Here is a 22,994-nt window from a genome sequence, read left to right as displayed (position 1 = left end):
AATGAAACGCTATTATATGCTTTTGCTGTTTTTACTGCTCTTTAAAGCAGTAAGCGCACAAGACATAAAAGTACTAAACACAATTACCGAAGAACCTATTTTTGGTGTAGCTATTTTCGATGCAAACAAAACAAAAAGTGTGATTACCAATTTTAAGGGTGTTGCTAACCTAGAGAAATTTGCACTTTCGGACACTCTTTATTTTCAGCACTTGTCCCATATTACTAAAATCTCTACTAAAAGAGAAGTTTTAAAGACTAAAATTGTATATCTGGACGCGAATACTCAGGGATTAAAAGAAATTGTGGTTTCAGCCTCAAAGTTTGAGCAGCATAAGAGAGATATCCCACAAAAGATTGTAAATAGTAATGCTGAAATTATAGAGTTTTCAAACCCGCAAACTACTGCTGATGCGCTCCAAAACACGGGTTCCGTATTTGTGCAGAAGAGTCAATTAGGTGGAGGTAGTCCAATGATTAGGGGTTTTTCCACAAACCGTTTATTAATCACAGTAGATGGCGTTAGAATGAATAATGCCATTTTTAGAGGAGGTAATGTCCATAACGTTATTGCCGTAGATCCATTATCTATTCAAAGTACTGAAGTTACCTTGGGTTCTGGCTCTGTTATTTATGGAAGCGATGCTATTGGAGGAGTTATGAGTTTTTATACTAAAACACCGCAACTATCCTATACCGATACTTTATTGGTAAATGCGAATACCTTGTTGAGGTATGCTTCCGCTAGTGATGAAAAAACAGGACATTTAAATCTTAATCTCGGATACAAAAAATGGGGCTTTTTAACTAGCGCCACTTTTACAGATTTTAATGATTTAAAAATGGGATCCCATGGCCCAAACGATTATTTACGGACGGAGTTTGTAATTCCTGATAATGGTAATAATGATGCTATAGTAGCCAACCCAGATTCTAGAGTTCAAAAGTTTTCTGGCTACAATCAATTAAATATTACCCAAAAAGTGAGGTTTGAGCCTTACAAGAGTTTAAGCTTTGATTTGGGTGTACACTACTCAAAATCTTCTGATATTCCACGATATGACCGGCTTATTCGCTACAGAGGAGATGATTTGCGTTCAGCCGAATGGAATTATGGCCCGCAACAATGGTTTATGTCCAATTTGCAAGTAACAAGACTTAGCAGTGGTTCCAATTTATATGACAAGATAAAAGCAACAGTTGCCTACCAAAATTTTAAAGAAAGTAGGATAGATAGAGACTTTCAGGCAGTTGAAAGACGACGACGGGAAGACGCTGTTGATGCCTATTCCTTTAATTTGGATTTTGAAAAACGTTTAAGTGAAAAAACACGAATGTTCTACGGTATAGAATATGTATTTAACAAAGTGTCTTCTAATGGAACTACTGAAGATATTACTACAGGTAATATATCCAACACCGTATCCAGATATCCAAACGGCGCAACATGGGCATCTGCTGCTGCATATACAAGTTTAAAATATAAACCAAATACTAGGTTTGTGTTTCAATCGGGATTGCGATTCAATAATGTAACCTCAAAAGCAGATTTTAAGGAAAATAATACATTTTTAAACCTTCCCTTCCAAAGTTCAAAAAATACGGCAGGTGCACTTACAGGAACCGCAGGTTTAACATGGTCTCCAAACCAAATCATGCAGTGGAAATTAAACGCGGCATCAGCATTTAGGGCACCAAATATTGATGATATTGGAAAGGTTTTTGATTCTGAACCAGGTTCAGTAGTAGTGCCTAATGAATTATTGCGACCTGAGTACGCTTATGGAGGAGAAGTAGGCCTAAAACTAGATTTTGAAAAAAAATTGGTACTCGATTTAAGTACTTATTACACCTATTTGGACAATGCTTTGGTAAGACGAGATTACACGTTAAATGGCGAAACAGAAATACTATATGATGGTGAATTAAGCAATGTACAGGCCATACAAAACGCTTCAAAAGCATGGATTTATGGTTTTGAAGCAGGATTAAAAATGAAGTTTACAGAAGCCTTAAGCTTAACATCGCAATACAGCGTGATAGGAGGTACTGAAGAAAACGATAATATTGAAGTACCTATACGTCATGTGGCACCAAATTTTGGGAATACGCATTTAGTTTGGAAACATAAGAGTTTAACTGTAGATGCCTTCGCAATTTATAACGGAGAATTGTCTTTTAATGAATTGGCGCCTTCCGAAAAAGAAAAGGATTTTATTTATGCCGCAGATAAAAATGGCAATCCGTATGCGCCATCATGGTACACCTTAAACTTAAGAACACGGTATAAGGTAAGTAAAAATACAACTCTGACAGCGGCTTTAGAAAATATTACAGATCAACGTTACAGACCATATTCTTCGGGTATTGCTGCTCCTGGGCGAAACCTAATTTTAGCTTTAAAATACAGTCTATAAAAAAACACGCCATTCCCAAATAGGAATGACGTGATAAGTATAACCACTGATAAACGGGTTTTAATTTTATTGTTTGATAAACTTTTTGCTTACAGTTGCTCCGTTTGATAGCTCGATATTAGCGATATAAACCGAAGCTTTTAAAGCGCTTAAGTTGTAAGTTTCACTGTTGCTATCTCCAGTTAAACTGTAAAGTGCTCTTCCTAAAAGATCAAAAATAGCAACGGATTTAAAGGTGGAAGCCTCTGTTGTGAATTGAATATTGCTATTATCCAATTGCACTATTTTGATAGCATTTGCATTTATTTCAAATACTTCATTAGATAACGCAGCGGCACTAAAGGCAATTTCAAAACGGTCATTAAATTCTCCAGCCTCAGATGTAAAACTGTAGTCGCTATCGGATAAATTGTGAACTGAATTTGTTAAGTTGTCTTTTAAGTATACACTGTTGTTTGATAAAAAGTCACCTTCAAAGTGTTCTACTGATAACGAATATATTGTTGCAACTTCAACATTAGTACTTAAGCCAAATTTTAGTATTTCGTTCTCATTGATACTATTTATGTCCTTACATTGAATGGCATATTTAATTTCATCTGATTCTGATAATGAGTAAAGCGCAGCAGCATAATCTTGAGTAAGTAGTTTTGGTGCATCGTAATACATACCGTCATAATTGTCAGTTGCGCCATCTACATAAGCTACAAGGATTTGATTAGACACGCCATTACCACTTGTTAAATTCAGCCAAAGCTTGTTTTCTATTGAATTTGAACTTTTAGTGTTATTAGTCTTAAAAAATTGGGTGTTACTTGTGGCATCTGCCATACGCATTGCGTTGGTGAATGTTGCTGTTCCTGCGGTTAAAGCGGGAACGAAGAACCCTTGCGCTGAACCAACAAACTTAGTCGTACCTGGAGTAGTACCTGCACCTGCACCTACCGTATAAACTACATAATCATTTAGATTAAAATTTAGAGCCTCATTACCTGGATTAAGTTCACTAGGAGGAGAAGCTTGAGACCAAAAATAAGCTGCACCATCAATAATTCCGGAGTTAGCCAATTGAAACGCATCAAAATCAATGGCTGAAGGATAAGGATTCCCAATAAAATTCCAATTTACCCCAGTATTAGCAGCATTCAATGCTATAGTCACTGGGATATCTCCAGTATTAAATGCGCCAGAGAACGTAGCGGTTCCTGTTGCGCCAGGAAAATGGAATCTACTTTCGGTAGCAGCATACCCTCTACCTGGTGTCATAATATCTCCAGCAAGTGCATATTGCCAATCATCAGCGTTGTCGTCAATGTCGTCACCATCGGTGTCAACAAAATTAGCTGCATTAAACCAAAACCGTCTATCTGCGGGAGCGTTAGGGAACGCATCACCAATAGTTTCGCCAACTACAGGAGAACTCCAATAGGTATAGTAAAACCAATCCGCTTTAGCTGGGGTTTGTTTATTTACACTAGCAGTTCCATTTAAAATAAATGAACCTCCATTATCGTTTTGAACAAAATTACCTTGGCTTTGAACTGTTAAATCGCCGTCGATAGTTACATCATTTTCAACTTCTACATAAGTATTATCACTAACGTTCAAGTTTATTCCAGCGTTAACCGTCAAGCTACAAGCGCTAAAACTTCCAGAACCGGTATCATAATTTGCGGCTATAACAACCTCAGTAGATAAATCAGGAGTGCCACCAACCCAACCACCGTTCCATGTTACTGTAGTAGCACAAGTACCTGCGGCAATGCAAGAGTAAGAAGCTGCACCGCCTAGAGTTTGACGAGTCCCATTATTTCCAGACCAATTAGCCACATCTGAGACCGCACTAAGGATCAAAGCTTGATTTGCCAATACTGACCGGTCATAAATACAATTATCTCTATTAAATGTCATAGCATTAACCCCATCAGTTAAGCCAGCAGGAAGGGCAGTATTTTGAGTATTCGTAGCATCAGTCCAACCGTTGCCATTAGCAACATGTACAGCATATAAAAATGTTGGTGACGCAAGCGTTCCTTGATAAGCAATAACTTGATCTCCTCCGGCAGAAAGGGCAAATCCTAAGTCTGTTTCAGCAGCTGAACCAACTGGGTTTAAAGAAAAATCAAGCGCTGAATAATTATTCCCACCAATGTCTGTTATAATTATTTCTGTACCACAACTAGTAGCAACTGACGCTGTCCAAGTAACAACACCCTCTGAAGTTGTAAAAGCCCCAGTTGTCAACCATCCATTATCCGTAAAATTTATAGTGGTGCCAGCGGCTACATCTGCCAACAAAACGAAAGAGAACTGATCAGGGTTGTCGGTATTAACCCCTGTAATAGCGATATCTCCCTCGTAAAGCGTAGTTTGCCCATAACCAAAACTAAAAGCTAAAAGCAATATTAATAGTGAAGTAATTTTTTTCATCATGTTAAGTTTTTAAAACTAGATTTGGATCTATTAATTTTAATTCTTTTTCAATTGCTATTTTTGAATTCGCTATGCAAACCAAAAAAACATATACTGTACAAGAAGCTACTAGAAAACTAGAGCATTATTGTGCGTATCAAGAACGCTGTCATCAAGAAGTGCGTCAAAAGCTAAAGTCTATGCACATGATACCCGAGGCTATCGATGTTATTATAGTTCACCTTTTAAAACACAACTATCTTAACGAAACACGTTTCGCCAAAACATTTGTAAGTGGTAAGTTTAGAATTAAGGCTTGGGGCCGTCGCCGTTTAACTTTTGAATTAAAGAAAAAAGACATTAGCAAAGTTAATATAAATCAAGCACTTGCAGAAATAGAAGAATCGGATTACATCGAGGTTTTCAATGGTTTAGCCGAAAAAAAAGCAAATTCCTTGTCAGAAACCAGCAAGCTTAAAAAAAAGCGAAAATTAATCGATTATCTGCTATATAGAGGCTGGGAATCGCACTTGGTGTACGAAAAGGCAAGAGAACTTTTCGGGTAAATCCATAAAAAAGCGGATAAAGTGTAAAACCATACCCGCTTTTTTCATGTTTTATGTTGTTTTACCTATAAATTAAAACTTGCTCCAAAATTCACGGTAAATTGGTTGTGAAGCATCTCAGCAGAGGTTAAAGTATCAGAATTAAATTTTGCCAATGGCGTGTTCAATTCTGTGTAAATACCGAAGCCTTCCGTAAAGAAATAACGCATCCCTAAATGTCCACCAAAATTTTTCATGCCTAAACTTAAACCAGGATAGATGTCAAAATTATCACTAACGTTAATCACATTTCCTAAGTTGGCATTAAAACGAGCTCTTATGTCAAAACGGTCTGTGAAACCGGCATCAATAGATTCTTCTATGCCCAAAAGATAGGTTGAGGAAAATCCAAAAGAAATATTATCGCCCACACCATAATCGTAGCTAATGTTGATACCAGTACCATTATCTTGGGCGTTTAAACCCACTTGAAATTTGTTGTCGTTTTTACCAATATAGGCCTGTGCATCAATAAATGAAACGCTTAAAATGGCAAGTATTAAAATAAATTTTTTCATAATTAAAAAAGTGTTTTTCGATTTGAGATTCAAAATATAAGTGCGCAAAGATATTACAAGTTTTAAAACTGCAAAGATTTTATAAATGTTTATGGGTACGTGTAATTGCTTGTTCGTTCTTCCAGTCTATCCATTTTTGCCCTTTAATCCTACGCATTACATTATCAAAACTGCGCATAATAATAAGGTTGTAAATAGCCTTACCAAAGTTTTTTGGGTTTCTAGCAATAGCGCGCAAACTCATGGAAAATCCAGGGGTAACATAGCGCATGTAGTGCCAATACCCTTCTGGCATGTACAATACTTCGCCATGGTTAAGCTCGGTTTTATAACCTTTAGCTTTTTTAAGCATGGGCCATTTTTCAAAATCAGGATTATTAAAATCTATGTCCTCTCTTGTTATCAACGAATGTGGAATTTTATAGAGATATTCGTTTTGCTTTTGATCAAATAAAATACACTCTTTTTTCCCCTCAAAGTGAAAATGAAAAATATTGGCCAAATCAATGTCATAGTGCATAAAGGTATGCGAATCGCGTCCGCCAAAAAACAGCATGGGAATACCTTTCATGAGGCGCAACCCAAAATCAGGAAATGTAAAATCGTTTTGTAATTGTGGGATTTCCTTAAGGGCATTCCAAAGAAAAATACGGTATTTCGTAGGTTCACGCTTTAGTAAATCTATGTAGTTGCCAAGTTTCATTTTAGCATGCGGCTCGTTAAAACCGTCTTTATAATCTACCGGCCTATCATCATATAACGGCACTGTTAAATCGCCGCCAATAGTTTTAAAATAGTCTAAATTCCATGTGTTATAAGCAGGCCAATCGTCAATAAAACGTTCTATAACCACGGGTTTTTGAGGTTTAAAATAATGCTCTAAAAAATCCGCTTTCGAAATTGTTTTTACACGCGGAATATCCTGTAGATTTAACGCCAAAGTCTGTTTAGTTTGATGCTGTAAAGTTAAGAAAACGTTAGCAATTGCGAAATAGTATTTTGGGCGTTACCCTCCTAAGGTCGGGTCGGGCTTTACGTTTCAAGTCCTCGCTTCTGCGCTAAGGCGCAAAAGCTGTGGGCTTTCCTCTGCAATCCCTAACGCGGGTCTGTCTGCCAAGGTAGGGTTTTATCGTTTTGGTGATGCTTTTTTGGAGGGGCTCGTTTAACTCTAGCGGATATTTACCATTTTTTTCTAATAAATCAAGATTTAAATACTTCAAACACTCAAAGCAATTCCATTTTTCAAATTCTTTTTTCACTTCAAACGTTTTCGTTAAAAAAGTCATTTTTTTAAGCTATTTAATTGACTACATTTGTGTTCTAATTTGATATAAAACAATAATAATGAAGACTCTAAACGATTTCAATTTTGAAAATAAAAAAGCCCTAATCCGTGTTGATTTTAATGTGCCTCTAAATGAAAATTTTGAGGTTACGGATGCTACACGAATTGTGTCTGCAAAACCAACAATCATTAAAATTTTAGAAGATGGCGGTAGTTGTATATTAATGTCGCATTTAGGTCGCCCAAAAGGATTTCAAGATGAGTTTTCGTTAAAGCATATTGTGTCTAAGGTTGAAGATATTTTAGGTGTAGGTGTAAAGTTTGTTGCTGACTGTGTTGGTGCGGATGTTGAGGCTGCAGCAGCAAGTTTAGAACCAGGTGAAATTTTATTATTAGAAAATCTTCGTTTTCATGGCGAAGAGAAGGCAGGTCATGAAGGTTTTGCTGAAAAGCTGTCCAAACTTGGCGATATTTATGTAAATGACGCCTTTGGTACCGCCCACAGAGCACATGCTTCCACCACTATTGTTGCTCAGTTTTTCGAAGGCAAAAAATGCTTTGGAAACTTGTTGGCTCAAGAAATTGAAAGTATTAAAAAAGTTATGGAAACTGGTGAAAAGCCTGTATTGGCGATTCTTGGTGGGGCAAAAGTATCTTCAAAAATTACCATTATTGAAAATATTCTAGATAAAGTAGATCATCTGATAATAGGTGGTGGTATGGCATTTACGTTTGTAAAAGCACAAGGCGGAAAGATTGGAAATTCCATTTGCGAAGATGATAAAATGGGACTAGCTTTAGAAATATTGGAACAAGCAAAAGCCAAAAATGTACAAATACACATTCCTGTTGATACCGTTGCCGCAGATGCTTTTAGTAACGATGCCAATACACAAATTTGTGATATTAATGCCATTCCTGATGGTTGGGAAGGTGTAGATGCTGGACCAAAATCTCGTGAGCAATTCCACAAGGTGGTTATGGAAAGTAAAACCATTTTATGGAATGGGCCACTAGGTGTTTTTGAAATGGAAAGTTTTGCTGCTGGCACCATAGCCTTAGGAGATTCAATTGCAGAAGCTACTAAAGAAGGTGCTTTTTCACTTGTTGGTGGTGGCGATTCTGTAGCGGCTGTTAAACAATTTGGTTTTCAAGATAAAGTAAGCTACGTAAGTACTGGTGGTGGGGCTATGTTGGAAAGTTTAGAAGGCAAAACGCTTCCTGGTATTGCAGCTATTTTAGCATAAAAGCACAAGATGTCGGTTCGAGTGATTTCGATTTTTTCGTCGAAATTGTATCGAGAACCGATTATTATCGAGAAATATAAACACAAAAGACCACATAGATTTTAAACGCTATGTGGTCTTCTTTTTTGTATTTCAACTAAAAAATACGATTTTAGCCATAATATCGTTCACTTAACCGGTAATGGATACTATGGCTTTTCGTTTTTCAATATTACTTTCTTTGTTATGCAATGCCTTTTGTTTTGGGCAGTTGCAAGATTCAACCGCTGTAAAAGTTGAGGTTGCCAAGGACACTCTAATAGATGCACAACAAACGGTTGTTAAACCAATTGCACCTATTGTTGAAGATGATAGTTTGTCGATTAAAACGCTTCAAGATAATAGCGATCTAGCAGAGTTGGATAAAAAATGGCGAGAGGAACTCTATAACAATACACTTTTTGATACCATATACAAGTCTGTAACAGAAATGACTTTTGAAGAAGTGGATTATCCAGAACTGCCAACAGACACGCTAAAAAAACGCTTAAAGGAGTTGGATGCCAGAACACCGTTTAATGTATCTTACAATCCGTCATTAGAAAGTGTGATTAAATCCTATTTAAAACATAGACGAAAGCATTTGCAAAAGCTAATGACATTGAGTGCTTATTATTTCCCACTGTTTGAGCAGGAACTGGATAATCAAAATATTCCGTTAGAAATAAAATATTTGGCTATTGTGGAATCTGCCTTAAAGCCTAATGCAAAATCGAGAGTAGGAGCAACCGGTTTATGGCAATTTATGTTTAGCACCGGCAAAATGTATGGATTAGATGTAAGTAGCTACGTTGATGAACGCAGCGACCCTATAAAGTCTACCACAGCGGCATCAAAATATTTAGCAAAACTTTATCAAATTTTTGGAGATTGGGATTTGGCTTTGGCAGCTTATAATTCGGGTCCAGGAAATGTTACCAAAGCCATCCGACGTTCAGGTGGTTATAAAAACTATTGGAATATTCGCCATAATTTGCCGCGTGAAACGGCTGGCTATTTACCGGCATTTTTAGCCAATATGTATATTTTTGAATATGCCGAAGCACATGGGTTTAAGCGTTACAAACCAGAAATGGTATACTTTGAGACGGATACGGTTCGTGTAAAGCAGATGATAACATTGGACCAGGTTTCGGAAATCACGGGAACGCCGATAGAACAACTCCAGTTTTTAAATCCTTCGTATAAGCTGGATATTATTCCAGTAGTTAAAGGAGAAAACTACACTTTGCGATTGCCGACTGATGTTATTGGAGCCTTTGTGAATAATGAAGAAAAAATCTATGCGTTTGCTAAAGAAGAATTGGAAAAACGAGAAAAACCATTACCTCAATTTTTTAATGCAAATGACAGGATAAGATATCGTGTAAAATCAGGCGATTATTTAGGGAAAATAGCCAGAATTTATGGTGTTCGTGTTAGCGATATAAAACGTTGGAATGGTTTGCGGAATAATAATTTAAAAATTGGACAACGGCTTTCAATTTATCCAAGAAAACCTGTGGTTTCTGCGCCAAAAATTACTACTAAAAAGGCAAAACCAAAGCCTATTTCTGGCGACATTATTATATATACGGTGCAAAGCGGAGACTCACTTTGGAGCATATCTCAAAAGTTTTCTGGAGTTTCCATTCAAAATATTAAAGATTGGAACGGTATTAGTGGTAGTAAATTAAAACCAGGAATGAAGTTGAAAATTTCAAAAGGATAACTTCGAAAAAATAAAAACCATGAGAAAAATAGTAAGTGTTTTAATAATTGCTCTACTACTTGTGTCGTGTAAAGACGACAAATCAAAAAACAAAAGAATACTTTTTGATTCAGAAGGAAGAATTAATGATGTATCTGTTGTTATTGACAATGAAAACTGGAAAGGACGTTTGGGCGAAGCTATTAGGGAGTTGCTGACGGTTCCTGTATATGGATTGCCTCAAGATGAGCCTACGTTTGATCTTAATCAAATACCACCGCAAGTTTTTACAGATTTTATCACTAGAAGACGTACGGTTTTAAAAATTGAAATGGGAAAACCGGGGGGTATTGCAATTAGAGACAATGTATATGCGAAACCCCAAAAAGTAATTTTAATCACTGGGAAAACCAAACAAGAGATTGAGGATGTTTTAGAAGAAAACGCTGCTAAAATAATTGAAACCTTCAAAAATATTGAGCTGAAAGAGCGACAACGCCTCATAAGGAAATCGCTTTTTAACTCTAAAGAGGTTAGTGATAAATTAGGTTTAAAAATTGAATTCCCCAGTGCATATAGAATTGCAAAAGAGGATGACAACTTCTTTTGGATAAGAAGGGATATTAATACAGGGACACTTAATTTACTGCTTTTTGAACTGCCAGAAGATGCTATAAAGAAGGATAGTGTGGTAAATCAAATTGTTGCTATAAGGGATTCTATTGGGAAGCAATATATTGAAGGACCGGTTGAGGGCTCATATATGACTACCGAAATGGCATACACACCTTTTCATGGAGAAACCATTTTAGACAATAAGCCCACTTTGGAAACCAAAGGGATGTGGGATGTGAAAAATGCTTTTATGGCGGGACCTTATATCAATTATGCCATTGAAGATAAAATAAATAAACGCTGGATAATTGCCGAGGGATTTGCTTTTGCACCATCTGTAGAAAAACGTGATTACATGTTCGAGCTAGAGGCGATAATTAAGAGTATTAAGATAGATGAGTAGAGGTAAAGAAAAACGTTAAAAACAAAAAACCAACACATATCGTGTTGGTTTTTTAATTTTTTATAAAGATCTAAAGCTTATTCAGCTTTATCCTTTTTTGGCTCGTCTTCTTTACTTGCGTCTTTAAATTCTTTAATCCCGCTTCCTAAACCACGCATTAATTCAGGAATTTTTCGTCCACCAAACAACAGTAATACCACAACTACAATTAAAATAATTTGTGGGGCACCTATAGCCAATGGTAATGTGAATAAACTCATAACAAACATATTTAGGATACAAAGTTAATAATTAAAGTTTAATAAAACCGTTTTTAACACTATTACTAAGTGTTTCCTGAAGAGAAAACCAAAACCTTGAAATTATTTAACTAATTTTGCGTGCAATATGGCGGATAAAAAACCCAAAAAGATAAAAAAAAGACTGCTGGACAAATACCGTTTGGTAATACTTAATGAAAATACTTTTGAGGAAAGGTTATCATTAAAACTTACCAGATTAAACGTATTTGTTATAGTTACCCTTTCTAGTATTTTATTGGTAGGATTTACCATTTTGCTCATCGCCTATTCGCCTTTAAAGGAATATATTCCAGGGTATTCATCAACGGCACTAAAGAAAAAAGCAACGAATTTGAGCTTTAAAACAGACTCTCTGCAGCAAGTCTTGATAGCAAACGAGCGCTATTTTGCATCAATAAAAAAGGTGTTAAAGGGTGATGTAAGTTCAGAGGAGTTAAATAGAGATTCAATAGTTGAAGCAACTAAACTGGAGATTAGTGAAGTAGATTTAAACCCTACTAGAGAAGATTCTTTATTACGCGCAAAAGTGGAAAAAGAGGATAAATACAATTTATTTGAATCTGCCACATCCGTTACTAATTTCGTGCTTTTTCCACCAGCAACGGGCACTATTAGTGAACCTTACAACGTCAAAGAAAAGCACTACGCTGTAGACATTGTTGTGCCAAAAGACACACCTATTAAAGCTACCGCTGATGGTATTGTAATTTTTGCAGAATGGACTGCGGGTACAGGACATGTTATTATATTAGAACACAGTTACGGGCTAATTTCGGTATATAAGCATAACGCAACATTAACTAAAAGCCAAGGTGATTTGGTAAAAGCAGGAGAGGTAATTGCCACTTCTGGAAATACGGGAGAATTATCTACCGGTCCGCATTTGCATTTTGAACTTTGGAGTGATGGCTATCCAATCAACCCTACTAATTTTATAGATTTCGAATAAATGATTTCATTAAAATCGCTATTGGCAATTCCGTTTGCCAAACGAGTTTATAAAAAAACACAGAAATGGGCAAATAACCCCATTGAAACCCAAGAAAAAGTTTTTCAAAACCTTATTAAAAAAGCAAGTAAAACGGCGTTTGGGAAAGACCATCATTTTGATGAAATTTCTTCACATTCAGATTTTATAAAGCATGTGCCGATAAGAGATTACGAAGCCTTAAAACATTATGTTGAAAGAGTTGTGTCGGGAGAAGAAAATGTGCTTTGGAAGGGGAAGCCCATTTATTTTGCTAAAACTTCTGGAACCACTTCGGGTTCAAAATATATTCCAATAACCAAAGATAGCATGCCAACACATGTTGAGGCTGCAAGAAACGCTATTTTACTCTACATTAATGAAACTGGGAATTCTAAATTTGTTAATGGTAAGATGATTTTCCTTCAGGGTAGCCCTATTTTGAATGAACAAAATGGCATTCAATTGGGAAGGCTCTCCGGAATTGTAGCACACTATGTGCCAAAATATCTTCAAAAAAACAGATTGCCGTCATGGGAAACCAATTGCATTGAAGATTGGGAAACTAAAGTAGATGCGATTGTTGAGGAAACTCTCAAGGAGGATATGACGGTTATTTCTGGAATACCATCTTGGGTACAAATGTATTTTGAAAGGCTTCAGCAAAAAACAGGAAAAAAGGTTGGAGATATTTTTAAGAATTTCAACTTGTTTATTTTTGGTGGCGTTAATTATGAGCCCTACAGAGCAAAATTTGAAAACTTAATTGGTCGCAAGGTAGATAGTATTGAACTTTACCCTGCAAGTGAAGGATTTTTTGCATTTCAGGATAAGCAGGATGATAAAGGAATGCTACTGCAGTTAAATTCAGGCATTTTTTATGAGTTTGTAAAAGCAGAAGAGTTTTTTGACGAAAATCCTAAGCGTATCACTATAAAGGATGTTACCATTGGTGTAAATTATGTAATGATAATTTCAACAAACGCTGGTTTGTGGGCGTACAATATTGGAGATACGGTTCAGTTTACTTCAACAAAACCTTACCGCGTTATAGTTTCAGGCAGAATCAAACATTTTATTTCAGCATTTGGTGAACATGTTATTGGCAAAGAAGTAGAACAGGCTATGCAGGAGGCTACAGAAGGGACTGATATTCAAATTTCAGAATTTACCGTGGCGCCACAAATTAATCCAGAGAAAGGATTACCCTATCATGAATGGTTTATTGAATTTGAAAATGAACCTAAAAATATAGGAGCACTAGCCTCTAAAATAGACCAATCTTTACAAAATCAAAACTCATACTATTTCGATTTGATAGAAGGCAAGGTACTACAACCTTTAAAAATCACCCAAGTAACCAAAAATGGTTTTCAAGAGCACATGAAATCTTTGGGAAAATTGGGAGGTCAAAATAAAATACCACGGCTTTCAAACGATAGGAAGATTGCTGATTTATTAGCAAACCATTTGGTTTAGTTGATTAAAAAGCGCACAATTGTATTACATTTGTTGATAATTATTCAAATAGTTATAAAAAAATGCCAAAAAAAGTTGCATTAATTACTGGAGTTACGGGGCAAGACGGCGCTTATCTTAGTGAATTTTTGTTAAAAAAAGGGTATGAAGTTCATGGTATAAAACGAAGAGCATCATTGTTTAATACTGATAGAATAGACCATCTTTATCAAGATCCGCATGAGGAAAACAGAAACTTTGTCTTGCATTATGGAGATTTAACCGATAGCACTAACTTAACAAGAATTATTCAACAAGTGCAACCAGATGAAATTTATAATTTAGCTGCGATGAGCCATGTTCATGTGTCGTTTGAAATGGCTGAATACACAGCAGACACTGACGGTATTGGTGCGTTAAGGATATTAGAAGCAGTTAGGTTGTTGGGTTTAACCAAAAAAACTAAAGTATATCAAGCATCAACTTCAGAATTATATGGGAAGGTTCAAGAAATTCCACAAACAGAGAAAACTCCATTTTATCCTCGAAGTCCATATGCTGTAGCTAAGTTGTATGCCTATTGGGCAACAGTAAATTATAGAGAGGCCTATGGTATTTTTGCTTGTAACGGAATTTTGTTTAACCATGAATCACCTGTACGGGGAGAAACCTTTGTCACTAGAAAAATAACACGTGCTACGGCGCGAATTGCCTTAGGGCTTCAAGATAAAGTGTACTTAGGAAATTTAGATGCACAAAGAGATTGGGGACATGCTAAAGATTATGTAAGAATGATGTGGATGGTTTTACAAACAGACATTCCGGAAGATTGGGTAATTGCAACAGGAAAAACAACTTCCATTAGAGATTTTGTAAAAAAATGTTTTGCACATATTGGAGTGCAGCTAGAGTTTGAAGGAAGAGGAGTCAATGAAAAAGGAATTATAAAAAAATGTAATAACCAACAATATCAAATTAAAATAGGAAAAGAAGTAGTAGCAGTTGATGAAAGATACTATCGCCCAACTGAAGTAGACCTTTTAGTAGGTGACGCCACAAAAGCCAAAGAGAAACTAGGGTGGGAACCAAAATATCAATTGGTAGATTTGGTGAACGACATGATGCAAAGCGATTTGAAATTGATGCAGAAAGAACAGTATTTAAAAGAGGGTGGTTACACAATAAATAATTATTTTGAATAACGGTTGAACACAAATTCTAAAATATATCTAGCGGGTCATAACGGTTTGGTGGGATCTGCAATTTTAAAATGCCTACGTAAAAAAGGTTACAATAATATTTTAACCAAATCTCATATTGAGTTAGACTTAAGTCAACAAGCCTCTGTTGCAAGTTTTTTTGCTGAACAACAACCAGAATATGTGTTTTTAGCCGCTGCAAAAGTTGGTGGTATAATGGCAAACAATACTTACCGAGCAGATTTTATTTACGAAAATTTAATGATTCAAAATAACATCATACACCATAGTTATTTGAATAACGTAAAAAAGCTTTTGTTTTTAGGCAGTACCTGTATTTATCCCCAAAACGCAGATCAACCCATAAAAGAAGAGTACTTGTTGACAGACACTTTAGAGTACACCAATGAGCCTTATGCCATCGCAAAAATAGCAGGAATAAAATTGTGTGAAAGTTATAATTTGCAGTATAATACTAACTTTATTGCCGTTATGCCAACGAATCTATATGGGCCAAATGATAATTTTGATTTAGAAAAATCACATGTATTACCAGCATTAATTAGAAAAATCCATTTAGCTAAATTATTAGCCGAATCTAAACACGAAGCTATTTTAAAAGATTTGAATTTGAAATATATTGAAGAAGCTAAAAGGTATTTATCAAAATTAGGAGTAACAGCAAAAAGCGTTGAAATTTGGGGGACGGGTAAACCAATGCGTGAATTTTTATGGAGTGAAGATATGGCCGATGCTTGTGTTTTTATTATGGAGAATACAAATTTTAAAGAGATATCTTCAAAACTGAAAAAGGAAATTAGAAACACCCATATAAATATCGGTACAGGAAAGGATATCTCAATTCGGGAGTTAGCAGAATTGATCAAAAAAGTGGTTGATTATCAAGGTAGTTTTGTTTTCAATACATCCAAGCCAGATGGAACTTTAAAAAAGTTAACAGATACCTCGAAAATTAATAACTTAGGTTGGTACCATAAAGTTGATTTAGAAGAAGGAGTGACTAAACTTTATAATTGGTACTTAAACAGTTTGTAAAAAGAAATGCACAGATTTACTAAATAGTATTATCTTTGGCGAGATTTTAACTACACTATGCCCACTATAAAGAATCATGTTAGAACAAGAGCTCAAGAAAGTTCTAGTGCTATAGAACGCATGTATATTACCATGCGTCATTTGTTCAATCGTGGATTTTATAAACCAATGGGGGTTTCGGGGGAAACCCTAAGGCAATCATTACTCCAACTAAGACCAGAAATTTATGGGTCTATCGCCGAAGGAAAAGTAGAGTTGGATGGTTTATTGTATGTTACAGATCGATTGCCTCAAGGTATTGAAGAGTGTTATGTTATAAATTTAACTAGTGACGAGGGGTATTCAGACTCTCATTTCAAACCTATCATTCCAAAAAAGCGAAGAAGGAATTGTTACAGGATAGATGAGGAACAAATGAATATTGAAATAACCAGAGGTCGCTCAGAGATTTATGATATATTAACTCATTTGACATTCCTATTTATTGAATCTCATAAAATAAGTAAAAGTGCTCTAATTGATGATGAAGGAAAAACTACAAGAGATTGGGGGAAACTTGAAAATGTAGTAAAAAAAGGAAAAAAACTATCACAAAAAGAACGTGAAATAGCGATTACTCATGCAGCAAACATATTGGGAAGAACATTTAGTGAGATTACTACAATATATACAGAATTCTCCATTCCATCGCAACCAGAGCGTTTGTTACATCTAGTGTATTGGTTAGGCAAACTAGCTATCGAAGAGCAAATAACAAACAATAAAAGAGCTATTAAGTTTAGTCCGGTCCTAAGAGAGAAAATAGGCCATCACATTCATGGCGAAATTTGGGCAAACGAAATCAAATCAGTTTTACACAAGAATAATTTGATAAATAGACCTTTGCATGTTATTAGCGCAAATATGCATGGTATTATGAATGTTTTATTTGCACCACCAGCTCTAAAAACTCAAATATCTAAACATGACATTTTTGATGTTTACCGAATGTTAAGTAAAAACGATAATGTTGGTCTAAGAAATAAAGTACAGAGTGAAGCGTTTAAGTACGGTATGTTGTATATTGATGACAAATCAGGGGCCAATATAGACGTTCAAATATTCGATTTAGAAAAAATAGATATTTCAAAGCTTGATATTAAGGTAGACGAAATTACGTTAAAATCGAAAAAACCTGTTATCTTGGTCATGGATTATGCTTTTGGAGAGCAAGCCTATGAAACTATAGATGAATTACTCAAACCTTTCAATAATAAAAATGAAAAAACCCATTTGAATGTTGAATCCATATCTATTATGGGTAAAGCAGGTATTTTAGAAGGAGAAAAAGGTGATATTATGATTCCTTCAGCTCATATTTTTGAAGGAACCGCAGACAATTATCCATTTAAAAATGAGCTAAAAAAAGAAGATTTAGAAAGTGGAGGGGTAGATGTATATGAAGGGTCTATGATAACAGTTTTGGGGACCTCACTCCAAAATAAAGATATTTTGAAATTTTTTTTCAAATCTACATGGAGTGTTATAGGGTTGGAGATGGAAGGCGCCCATTACCAAAAGGCCATTCAGGCGGCATCAAGAGTAAGAGGTAATATTAGAGAAGATGTGAAAGTCAGGTATGCCTATTATGCTAGTGACAATCCTTTAAAAACGGGAAGTACACTTGCGTCAGGGGGGTTGGGCACTTCAGGTGTGCGCCCCACATATTTAATTACAAGGACGATATTAGAACAAATATTAAATTAATTTAAAGTTTATCATGAGTATGGATTTGCCTCAGAAAACTAGACAATCAGAGGAAGTAGATTTAGGGCAATTGTTTAACCTAATAGGAAAAGCATTTGACCGGTTTTTCAATTTTGTTGGTAAGGTTTTTGTCAAAATTTTCGATCTATTTTTATTATTATTAATACACTTTTTTAAAAGGTTAAAGTGGTATGTATTGGCCATAGTTTTAGGACTGTTTATAGGATATTTTATTGATAAATCGGCTCCTTACCTTTACAGTGCATCTATGCAAATACAAACTAATTACGGATCCTCCAAACAAGTATATGAGAACATAAATTATCTAAATCAATTAGCAGGGATTGATAAAGATTCTATCGAATTAGCTAAGAGACTAAAGATTGATGTATCAAAAGCAGCTTCGATAAGAGGCTTTTCAATAAGCCCAAATATTGATGAGAATGATAAAATGAAGCTCTTTTCTGATTTTAGAGCTGAACTTGATTCATTAACCAAAAGTACATTTACTTATAATGATTATTTGGATGGATTAACTTCATATAGCTTTAGAACACATCAAATAGAAGTAATATCTGTTGATAAGTTTATATTTCCAGAATTAAATTCAAGTTTATTAGATGAGTTATCAACAAACACTTTTCTAAATGAACTAAGAGATACTGAGATTAGTAACATTAACAAAGAACAAGCTGTATTGGAAAGACAGAAATCTTTACTAGATTCTTTAAATAATTTTTATTTAACAATTCGTAAAAATGAGTCTGAAAAGGGATATAAAAAATCTGGCGATGGAACAAATTTTTTTCTAGGAGAAGTTCAAGAAAAAAATTTAGTTGTTGACGAGACTAAAATCTCAGAAAGAATTTTGGCTTTAGATAGAGAAATAATTGATTTGTCTTTAGATGTCGTTGAAAGAAAATATATAGTTAATGCTATCTCTTTATTCCCGGCAGCAGGTTATAATATTAGTAACTGGACAGAAAAGGCAAAAGTCAGGGTTCCAATAGTGTTTGCATTAATTTTACTAAGTTTTTTCCTGCTATTGGGGCTAAAGAAATATTTGGATAAAGAGGAAAAGAGAATATTTGAGGTAAAATGAGAAAAATTTTGATAACTGGTGGGGCAGGATTTATTGGCTCTCATGTAATAAGACGTTTTGTTAATAAATATTCGAATTATTCAATATATAACTTAGACAACCTTACCTATGCAGGGAACTTGGAAAACTTGGCGGATATAATAAATAGCAACCATACGTTTGTAAAAGGTGATATTTCAAATGAAAATTTTGTAAATTCATTTTTTGATAAGTACAAGTTTGATGCCGTTATCCATTTAGCGGCTGAATCTCACGTCGATCGCTCAATAACGGATCCTCTAGAGTTCGTTAAAACAAACGTTATAGGAACAGTTAATCTACTAAACGCATTTAAGCGAATAAATAAAGGGAATTTTATAGGTAAGTTATTTTACCATGTTAGCACTGATGAAGTTTATGGCTCTTTAGGCAATAAGGGTTTATTTACTGAATCCACGGCTTATAGTCCTAATTCTCCATATTCAGCATCAAAAGCTAGTAGTGATCATTTTGTAAGAGCATATGGTGAAACCTATAATTTACCATACGTAATTACCAATTGCTCCAATAATTATGGACCTAACCAGTTTCCAGAGAAATTAATACCTCTTTTCATCAATAATATAATACATAATAAACCATTACCAGTTTATGGAGATGGAAATTATACAAGAGATTGGTTATATGTAAAAGATCATGCAAAAGCAATAGATTTAGTTTTTCATAATGGTAGGCTAGGAAACACCTATAATATTGGCGGTTTTAATGAGTGGAAAAACATAGATTTGGTTCAATTGTTGTGTGATTTAATGGATAAAAAACTTGGCAGGAGGCAAAATACATCTTCAAAGCTAATCACATATGTTAAAGATAGGCCAGGGCACGATTTGAGATATGCTATTGATGCTACTAAAATTAAAAACGACTTAGGCTGGGAGCCCTCAGTTACATTTGAGGAAGGTTTAGAAAAAACAATTGACTGGTATTTGAACAATTCAGAATGGCTAGAAAATATAATTAATGAAGAATATAAAAACTTTTATAATAAGTATTATAGCTCTTAATATATGAAAGGTATTATTTTAGCTGGCGGTTCAGGCACAAGATTGCATCCACTAACACTATCAGTTAGTAAACAGTTAATGCCTATATATGATAAACCAATGATTTATTACCCTTTATCTACTCTTATGTATTCTGGGATAAGGGAGGTATTAATAATTTCAACACCTAAAGATTTACCATTGTTCAAGGACTTATTAGGAGATGGAGAGAAGTATGGCTGTAAGTTTGATTATTCAGTTCAAGAGCAACCCAATGGACTCGCTGAAGCATTTATTATTGGAGAAGAATTTATAGGTAAGGATAAGGTTGCCCTAATTTTAGGGGATAATATTTTTTATGGGACAGGGCTTTCCAAACTTTTGCAGGCTAATAACAATCCTGAAGGAGGAATTATATATGCGTATCGCGTTCATGACCCTGAGCGTTATGGCGTGGTTGAGTTTAACAAGGAAGGTAAGGTTATTTCAATAGAGGAGAAACCAACCAAGCCTAAATCATCTTATGCGGTTCCCGGTATCTATTTTTATGATAATTCTGTTGTGGAAATTGCAAAAAATATTCAACCAAGTAATCGTGGTGAGCTTGAAATAACAGATATAAATAAAGTTTATCTTGAAAAAGATAAATTAAATGTTAGTATTCTAGATCGTGGAACCGCATGGTTAGATACAGGGACTTTTCAGTCATTAATGCAAGCTTCACAATTTGTTGAAGTTATAGAGGAGCGCCAAGGACTTAAAATTGGAGCCATAGAAGGAGCCGCATTTGAAATGGGTTATATAAGCGAATTACAATTTAAAAATTTAGCTCAACCTTTATTGAAAAGTGGATATGGAAAGAATTTGCTAGGGTTGATAAATAAAAAACAATGATAGTAGAAAAAACTGAACTAAAAGATTGCTTTATTATAAAACCTAAAATTTTCCAAGACCAAAGAGGCTATTTCTTTGAAAGTTTTAATAAAGAACTGTTTAAGCTAACCATTGGTAAGGAGATTAATTTTGTACAGGACAACGAGTCTTTTTCTTCTAAAGGAGTGCTAAGAGGTTTGCATTTTCAAAAAGGTGAATTTGCACAGGCAAAATTAGTTCGTGTAGTTAAAGGTAAAGTCTTGGATGTAGCAGTAGATATTAGAGAAAATTCCCCCACTTTTGGAATGCATATTTCTGAAGAACTATCAGAAGACAATAAAAAACAATTGTTTATACCAAGAGGTTTTGCCCATGGCTTTATCGTTTTAAGTGAAAACGCGGTGTTCTCATACAAATGTGACAACTATTACAATAAAGACTCTGAGAGTGGAATTATCTATAATGACAAAGACCTAAATATTGATTGGAAGTTAGATCATAAGGATTTTATAATCTCTGAAAAAGATTTGCAACTACAAAGTTTAGAAAAATCACTATGTTAAAAGTCCTTATTACTGGAGCATATGGTCAATTAGGATGTTGTATAAGAGATGTTGCACCGTTATGCAAAGAGTCAATAACTTTCGTTTACACTGATTTTTTGGAACTAGATATAACCAACTATGAAAAAACTAATGTATATTTCAAAGAGAATGAATTTGATTATTGCATTAATTGCGCTGCATATACAGCTGTAGATAAAGCTGAAGAAGAAATTGATAAAGCATTTAGTATAAATGCTGAAGGGGTAAAGCATTTAGCAGAATCTTGTCTTGCTTATGATGTGATATTAATACATGTCTCTACAGATTTTGTTTTTGATGGACTAAAATTAGGAGTATATACGGAAAAAGATAAACCTAATCCAATCAACACATATGGTGCTTCAAAGCTTAAAGGAGAACAGTACGTGCAAGATATGTTAGATAAATATTTTATAGTTAGGACCTCATGGGTTTACTCAGAATATGGACAAAATTTTGTAAAAACAATGCTTCGATTATCAAACGAAAGAGATGAAATAAATGTAGTAAGTGATCAAGTTGGATCCCCAACATACGCAGGTGATTTAGCAAACTTTTTAGTTAGTTTAGTTTTTAACAAGAGCAAAGATTTTGGATTGTATCATTATAGTAACCTAGGTGAAATAAGTTGGTGTGAGTTTGCTGCTGAAATTTTTAAGCAAGCTAATAATACTTCAATCAATATAAATTCAATTAAATCAAAAGCGTACCCAACTCCTGCAATTCGACCTAAAAATAGCTGTATGAGTAAAGAACTAACACAGCAAACGTTTAAATTAGAGATTCCTTATTGGACTGATAGCTTGAGCAAGGTCTTAGTTAAGTTAATTGGAGGAACGAATTTGATTTAATTAAATTTTTAATTTAAAAAAGATATTAATTCAAAACCTAACATTAAATAAAAATGAAAAATATACTGTTTACATTCCTAATTATCATAGCATTATTTTCATGCAAAGACAATACAAAAGAGAAAACCAAAAATGAGAATGGTTATAATGAAAACACAGAATTAAAGGAAGATCCGAAACTGCAAGTGCTCATTAACGCTATAATTTTAGAAAACGATGTCTTTGAAGTTTATTATTATGAACTTGGACAGGATACTTTTCACCCAAAGGATTTTGTTTTTACAAAAGTTATTGGTAAGCCAGAAAGCCAAGATATAATTTTCATACTACCGGAGAAAACATACCCAGAAAGGTTAAGATTAGATTTTGGAAAAATAAAAACTCAAAAACCTATCAAATTAAACCATATAAAAATACTTTATGGTAATAAAGAATATACTTTCTCTGAAGATGAAATAAGGAATGAGTTTAAGGCCAGCAAGTATTTAGATTTTAATAAAAATAAATTCCTTTTATCACCAAGAGAGATAGAAGGAAGATATGACCCCTATTTGTATACTAAAAAAGTTTCGAATATAGTAAACTACCTAATTGAGGATTAGAA

General features: G+C 34.6%; 20 protein-coding genes. 16 read left to right on the top strand and 4 right to left on the bottom strand.

Annotated features, from left to right (window positions below):
• The first annotated feature begins 1 nt into the window (after position 1).
• Entirely contained in the window at positions 2 to 2,416 is a 2,415-nt protein-coding gene (locus tag EYD45_RS14815) for a TonB-dependent receptor (RefSeq protein ID WP_130965342.1), read from the top strand.
• Between the two features lie 66 nt (positions 2,417 to 2,482).
• On the opposite strand, the gene EYD45_RS14810 is transcribed toward EYD45_RS14815, so the two are convergent.
• Complete coding sequence (locus EYD45_RS14810) at positions 2,483 to 4,849, bottom strand: T9SS type A sorting domain-containing protein (RefSeq protein WP_130965341.1); 2,367 nt, start codon at positions 4,847 to 4,849, stop codon at positions 2,483 to 2,485.
• Positions 4,850 to 4,920: 71 nt separating this feature from the next.
• On the opposite strand from EYD45_RS14810, the gene EYD45_RS14805 reads away from it, so the two are divergent.
• Positions 4,921 to 5,394, top strand: a complete 474-nt coding sequence (locus EYD45_RS14805) for a regulatory protein RecX (protein ID WP_130965340.1) — start codon at positions 4,921 to 4,923, stop codon at positions 5,392 to 5,394.
• 65 nt (positions 5,395 to 5,459) lie between these two features.
• On the opposite strand, the gene EYD45_RS14800 is transcribed toward EYD45_RS14805, so the two are convergent.
• Together EYD45_RS14800 and EYD45_RS14795 are read right to left on the bottom strand one after the other, a co-directional pair.
• Positions 5,460 to 5,951 carry a DUF6646 family protein gene (locus EYD45_RS14800; RefSeq protein ID WP_130965339.1) on the bottom strand — a complete coding sequence of 164 codons (492 nt, stop codon included), beginning with the start codon at positions 5,949 to 5,951 and terminating at the stop codon, positions 5,460 to 5,462.
• Positions 5,952 to 6,030: 79 nt separating this feature from the next.
• Positions 6,031 to 6,891: a cupin-like domain-containing protein gene (locus EYD45_RS14795; RefSeq protein WP_130965338.1), complete on the bottom strand. Its 861-nt coding sequence runs from the start codon at positions 6,889 to 6,891 to the stop codon at positions 6,031 to 6,033.
• A 404-nt stretch (positions 6,892 to 7,295) separates the two neighbouring features.
• Between EYD45_RS14795 and EYD45_RS14790 the strand changes: the two genes are divergently transcribed.
• The 3 genes from EYD45_RS14790 to EYD45_RS14780 all read left to right on the top strand — a co-directional run bounded on the left by EYD45_RS14790 (position 7,296) and on the right by EYD45_RS14780 (position 11,230).
• The gene (locus tag EYD45_RS14790; RefSeq protein WP_130965337.1) at positions 7,296 to 8,483 is read left to right on the top strand and encodes a phosphoglycerate kinase; all 1,188 of its coding nucleotides are present in this window, start codon (positions 7,296 to 7,298) and stop codon (positions 8,481 to 8,483) included.
• A gap of 190 nt (positions 8,484 to 8,673) precedes the next feature.
• Positions 8,674 to 10,233, top strand: a complete 1,560-nt coding sequence (locus tag EYD45_RS14785) for a LysM peptidoglycan-binding domain-containing protein (RefSeq protein ID WP_165453948.1) — start codon at positions 8,674 to 8,676, stop codon at positions 10,231 to 10,233.
• 19 nt (positions 10,234 to 10,252) lie between these two features.
• Positions 10,253 to 11,230, top strand: coding sequence for a DUF4837 family protein (locus EYD45_RS14780; RefSeq protein WP_130965335.1), 978 nt, complete (start codon positions 10,253 to 10,255; stop codon positions 11,228 to 11,230).
• Between the two features lie 77 nt (positions 11,231 to 11,307).
• Here EYD45_RS14780 and tatA read toward each other — a convergent pair whose 3' ends face one another.
• A complete protein-coding gene (gene tatA, locus EYD45_RS14775; RefSeq protein WP_130965334.1) occupies positions 11,308 to 11,490 on the bottom strand; it encodes a twin-arginine translocase TatA/TatE family subunit in 183 nt (60 codons plus the stop codon).
• Positions 11,491 to 11,617: 127 nt separating this feature from the next.
• Between tatA and EYD45_RS14770 the strand changes: the two genes are divergently transcribed.
• From EYD45_RS14770 to EYD45_RS14720, 11 genes are all read left to right on the top strand, one after another.
• The gene (locus EYD45_RS14770) at positions 11,618 to 12,481 is read left to right on the top strand and encodes a M23 family metallopeptidase (protein ID WP_130965333.1); all 864 of its coding nucleotides are present in this window, start codon (positions 11,618 to 11,620) and stop codon (positions 12,479 to 12,481) included.
• Positions 12,482 to 13,978 (top strand): GH3 auxin-responsive promoter family protein, encoded by a 1,497-nt coding sequence (locus tag EYD45_RS14765; RefSeq protein ID WP_130965332.1) that lies wholly within the window; start codon positions 12,482 to 12,484, stop codon positions 13,976 to 13,978. It begins immediately after the preceding gene.
• Between the two features lie 62 nt (positions 13,979 to 14,040).
• Complete coding sequence (gene gmd, locus EYD45_RS14760) at positions 14,041 to 15,159, top strand: GDP-mannose 4,6-dehydratase (RefSeq protein ID WP_130965331.1); 1,119 nt, start codon at positions 14,041 to 14,043, stop codon at positions 15,157 to 15,159.
• A gap of 3 nt (positions 15,160 to 15,162) precedes the next feature.
• Positions 15,163 to 16,212 carry a GDP-L-fucose synthase family protein gene (locus EYD45_RS14755; protein ID WP_130965330.1) on the top strand — a complete coding sequence of 350 codons (1,050 nt, stop codon included), beginning with the start codon at positions 15,163 to 15,165 and terminating at the stop codon, positions 16,210 to 16,212.
• 57 nt (positions 16,213 to 16,269) lie between these two features.
• Positions 16,270 to 17,958, top strand: coding sequence for a DUF6909 family protein (locus EYD45_RS14750; protein WP_130965329.1), 1,689 nt, complete (start codon positions 16,270 to 16,272; stop codon positions 17,956 to 17,958).
• A gap of 13 nt (positions 17,959 to 17,971) precedes the next feature.
• On the top strand, positions 17,972 to 19,060 hold the full coding sequence (locus tag EYD45_RS14745) for a hypothetical protein (protein ID WP_165453947.1): 1,089 nt from the start codon (positions 17,972 to 17,974) through the stop codon (positions 19,058 to 19,060).
• Positions 19,057 to 20,103: a dTDP-glucose 4,6-dehydratase gene (gene rfbB, locus EYD45_RS14740; RefSeq protein WP_130965327.1), complete on the top strand. Its 1,047-nt coding sequence runs from the start codon at positions 19,057 to 19,059 to the stop codon at positions 20,101 to 20,103. Before EYD45_RS14745 ends, rfbB begins: the two co-directional genes overlap by 4 nt.
• Before the next feature lie 3 nt (positions 20,104 to 20,106).
• Complete coding sequence (gene rfbA, locus EYD45_RS14735; RefSeq protein ID WP_130965326.1) at positions 20,107 to 20,976, top strand: glucose-1-phosphate thymidylyltransferase RfbA; 870 nt, start codon at positions 20,107 to 20,109, stop codon at positions 20,974 to 20,976.
• On the top strand, positions 20,973 to 21,518 hold the full coding sequence (gene rfbC, locus EYD45_RS14730) for a dTDP-4-dehydrorhamnose 3,5-epimerase (RefSeq protein WP_130965325.1): 546 nt from the start codon (positions 20,973 to 20,975) through the stop codon (positions 21,516 to 21,518). The genes rfbA and rfbC overlap by 4 nt, the downstream gene beginning before the upstream one ends.
• The gene (rfbD, locus tag EYD45_RS14725) at positions 21,512 to 22,390 is read left to right on the top strand and encodes a dTDP-4-dehydrorhamnose reductase (RefSeq protein ID WP_130965324.1); all 879 of its coding nucleotides are present in this window, start codon (positions 21,512 to 21,514) and stop codon (positions 22,388 to 22,390) included. The genes rfbC and rfbD overlap by 7 nt, the downstream gene beginning before the upstream one ends.
• Before the next feature lie 53 nt (positions 22,391 to 22,443).
• Positions 22,444 to 22,992, top strand: a complete 549-nt coding sequence (locus tag EYD45_RS14720; protein ID WP_130965323.1) for a hypothetical protein — start codon at positions 22,444 to 22,446, stop codon at positions 22,990 to 22,992.
• Positions 22,993 to 22,994 lie beyond the last annotated feature (2 nt).

Origin of the sequence: Hyunsoonleella flava (assembly GCF_004310325.1) — a bacterium.
In the GTDB taxonomy this organism is placed as follows: Bacteria; Bacteroidota; Bacteroidia; order Flavobacteriales; family Flavobacteriaceae; genus Jejuia; species Jejuia flava.
This window is presented reverse-complemented; position numbering and strand designations above follow the sequence as displayed.

Excerpts from the sequence above, each read along its gene's own strand:
- EYD45_RS14815 (WP_130965342.1), top strand. The coding sequence starts at position 2 with ATGAAACGCTATTATATGCTTTTGCTGTTTTTACTGCTCTTTAAAGCA.
- EYD45_RS14810 (WP_130965341.1), bottom strand. The coding sequence starts at position 4,849 with ATGATGAAAAAAATTACTTCACTATTAATATTGCTTTTAGCTTTTAGT.
- EYD45_RS14805 (WP_130965340.1), top strand. The coding sequence starts at position 4,921 with ATGCAAACCAAAAAAACATATACTGTACAAGAAGCTACTAGAAAACTA.
- EYD45_RS14800 (WP_130965339.1), bottom strand. The coding sequence starts at position 5,951 with ATGAAAAAATTTATTTTAATACTTGCCATTTTAAGCGTTTCATTTATT.
- EYD45_RS14790 (WP_130965337.1), top strand. The coding sequence starts at position 7,296 with ATGAAGACTCTAAACGATTTCAATTTTGAAAATAAAAAAGCCCTAATC.
- EYD45_RS14785 (WP_165453948.1), top strand. The coding sequence starts at position 8,674 with ATGGCTTTTCGTTTTTCAATATTACTTTCTTTGTTATGCAATGCCTTT.
- EYD45_RS14780 (WP_130965335.1), top strand. The coding sequence starts at position 10,253 with ATGAGAAAAATAGTAAGTGTTTTAATAATTGCTCTACTACTTGTGTCG.
- tatA (WP_130965334.1), bottom strand. The coding sequence starts at position 11,490 with ATGAGTTTATTCACATTACCATTGGCTATAGGTGCCCCACAAATTATT.
- EYD45_RS14770 (WP_130965333.1), top strand. The coding sequence starts at position 11,618 with ATGGCGGATAAAAAACCCAAAAAGATAAAAAAAAGACTGCTGGACAAA.
- EYD45_RS14765 (WP_130965332.1), top strand. The coding sequence starts at position 12,482 with ATGATTTCATTAAAATCGCTATTGGCAATTCCGTTTGCCAAACGAGTT.
- gmd (WP_130965331.1), top strand. The coding sequence starts at position 14,041 with ATGCCAAAAAAAGTTGCATTAATTACTGGAGTTACGGGGCAAGACGGC.
- EYD45_RS14750 (WP_130965329.1), top strand. The coding sequence starts at position 16,270 with ATGCCCACTATAAAGAATCATGTTAGAACAAGAGCTCAAGAAAGTTCT.
- EYD45_RS14745 (WP_165453947.1), top strand. The coding sequence starts at position 17,972 with ATGAGTATGGATTTGCCTCAGAAAACTAGACAATCAGAGGAAGTAGAT.
- rfbB (WP_130965327.1), top strand. The coding sequence starts at position 19,057 with ATGAGAAAAATTTTGATAACTGGTGGGGCAGGATTTATTGGCTCTCAT.
- rfbA (WP_130965326.1), top strand. The coding sequence starts at position 20,107 with ATGAAAGGTATTATTTTAGCTGGCGGTTCAGGCACAAGATTGCATCCA.
- rfbC (WP_130965325.1), top strand. The coding sequence starts at position 20,973 with ATGATAGTAGAAAAAACTGAACTAAAAGATTGCTTTATTATAAAACCT.
- rfbD (WP_130965324.1), top strand. The coding sequence starts at position 21,512 with ATGTTAAAAGTCCTTATTACTGGAGCATATGGTCAATTAGGATGTTGT.
- EYD45_RS14720 (WP_130965323.1), top strand. The coding sequence starts at position 22,444 with ATGAAAAATATACTGTTTACATTCCTAATTATCATAGCATTATTTTCA.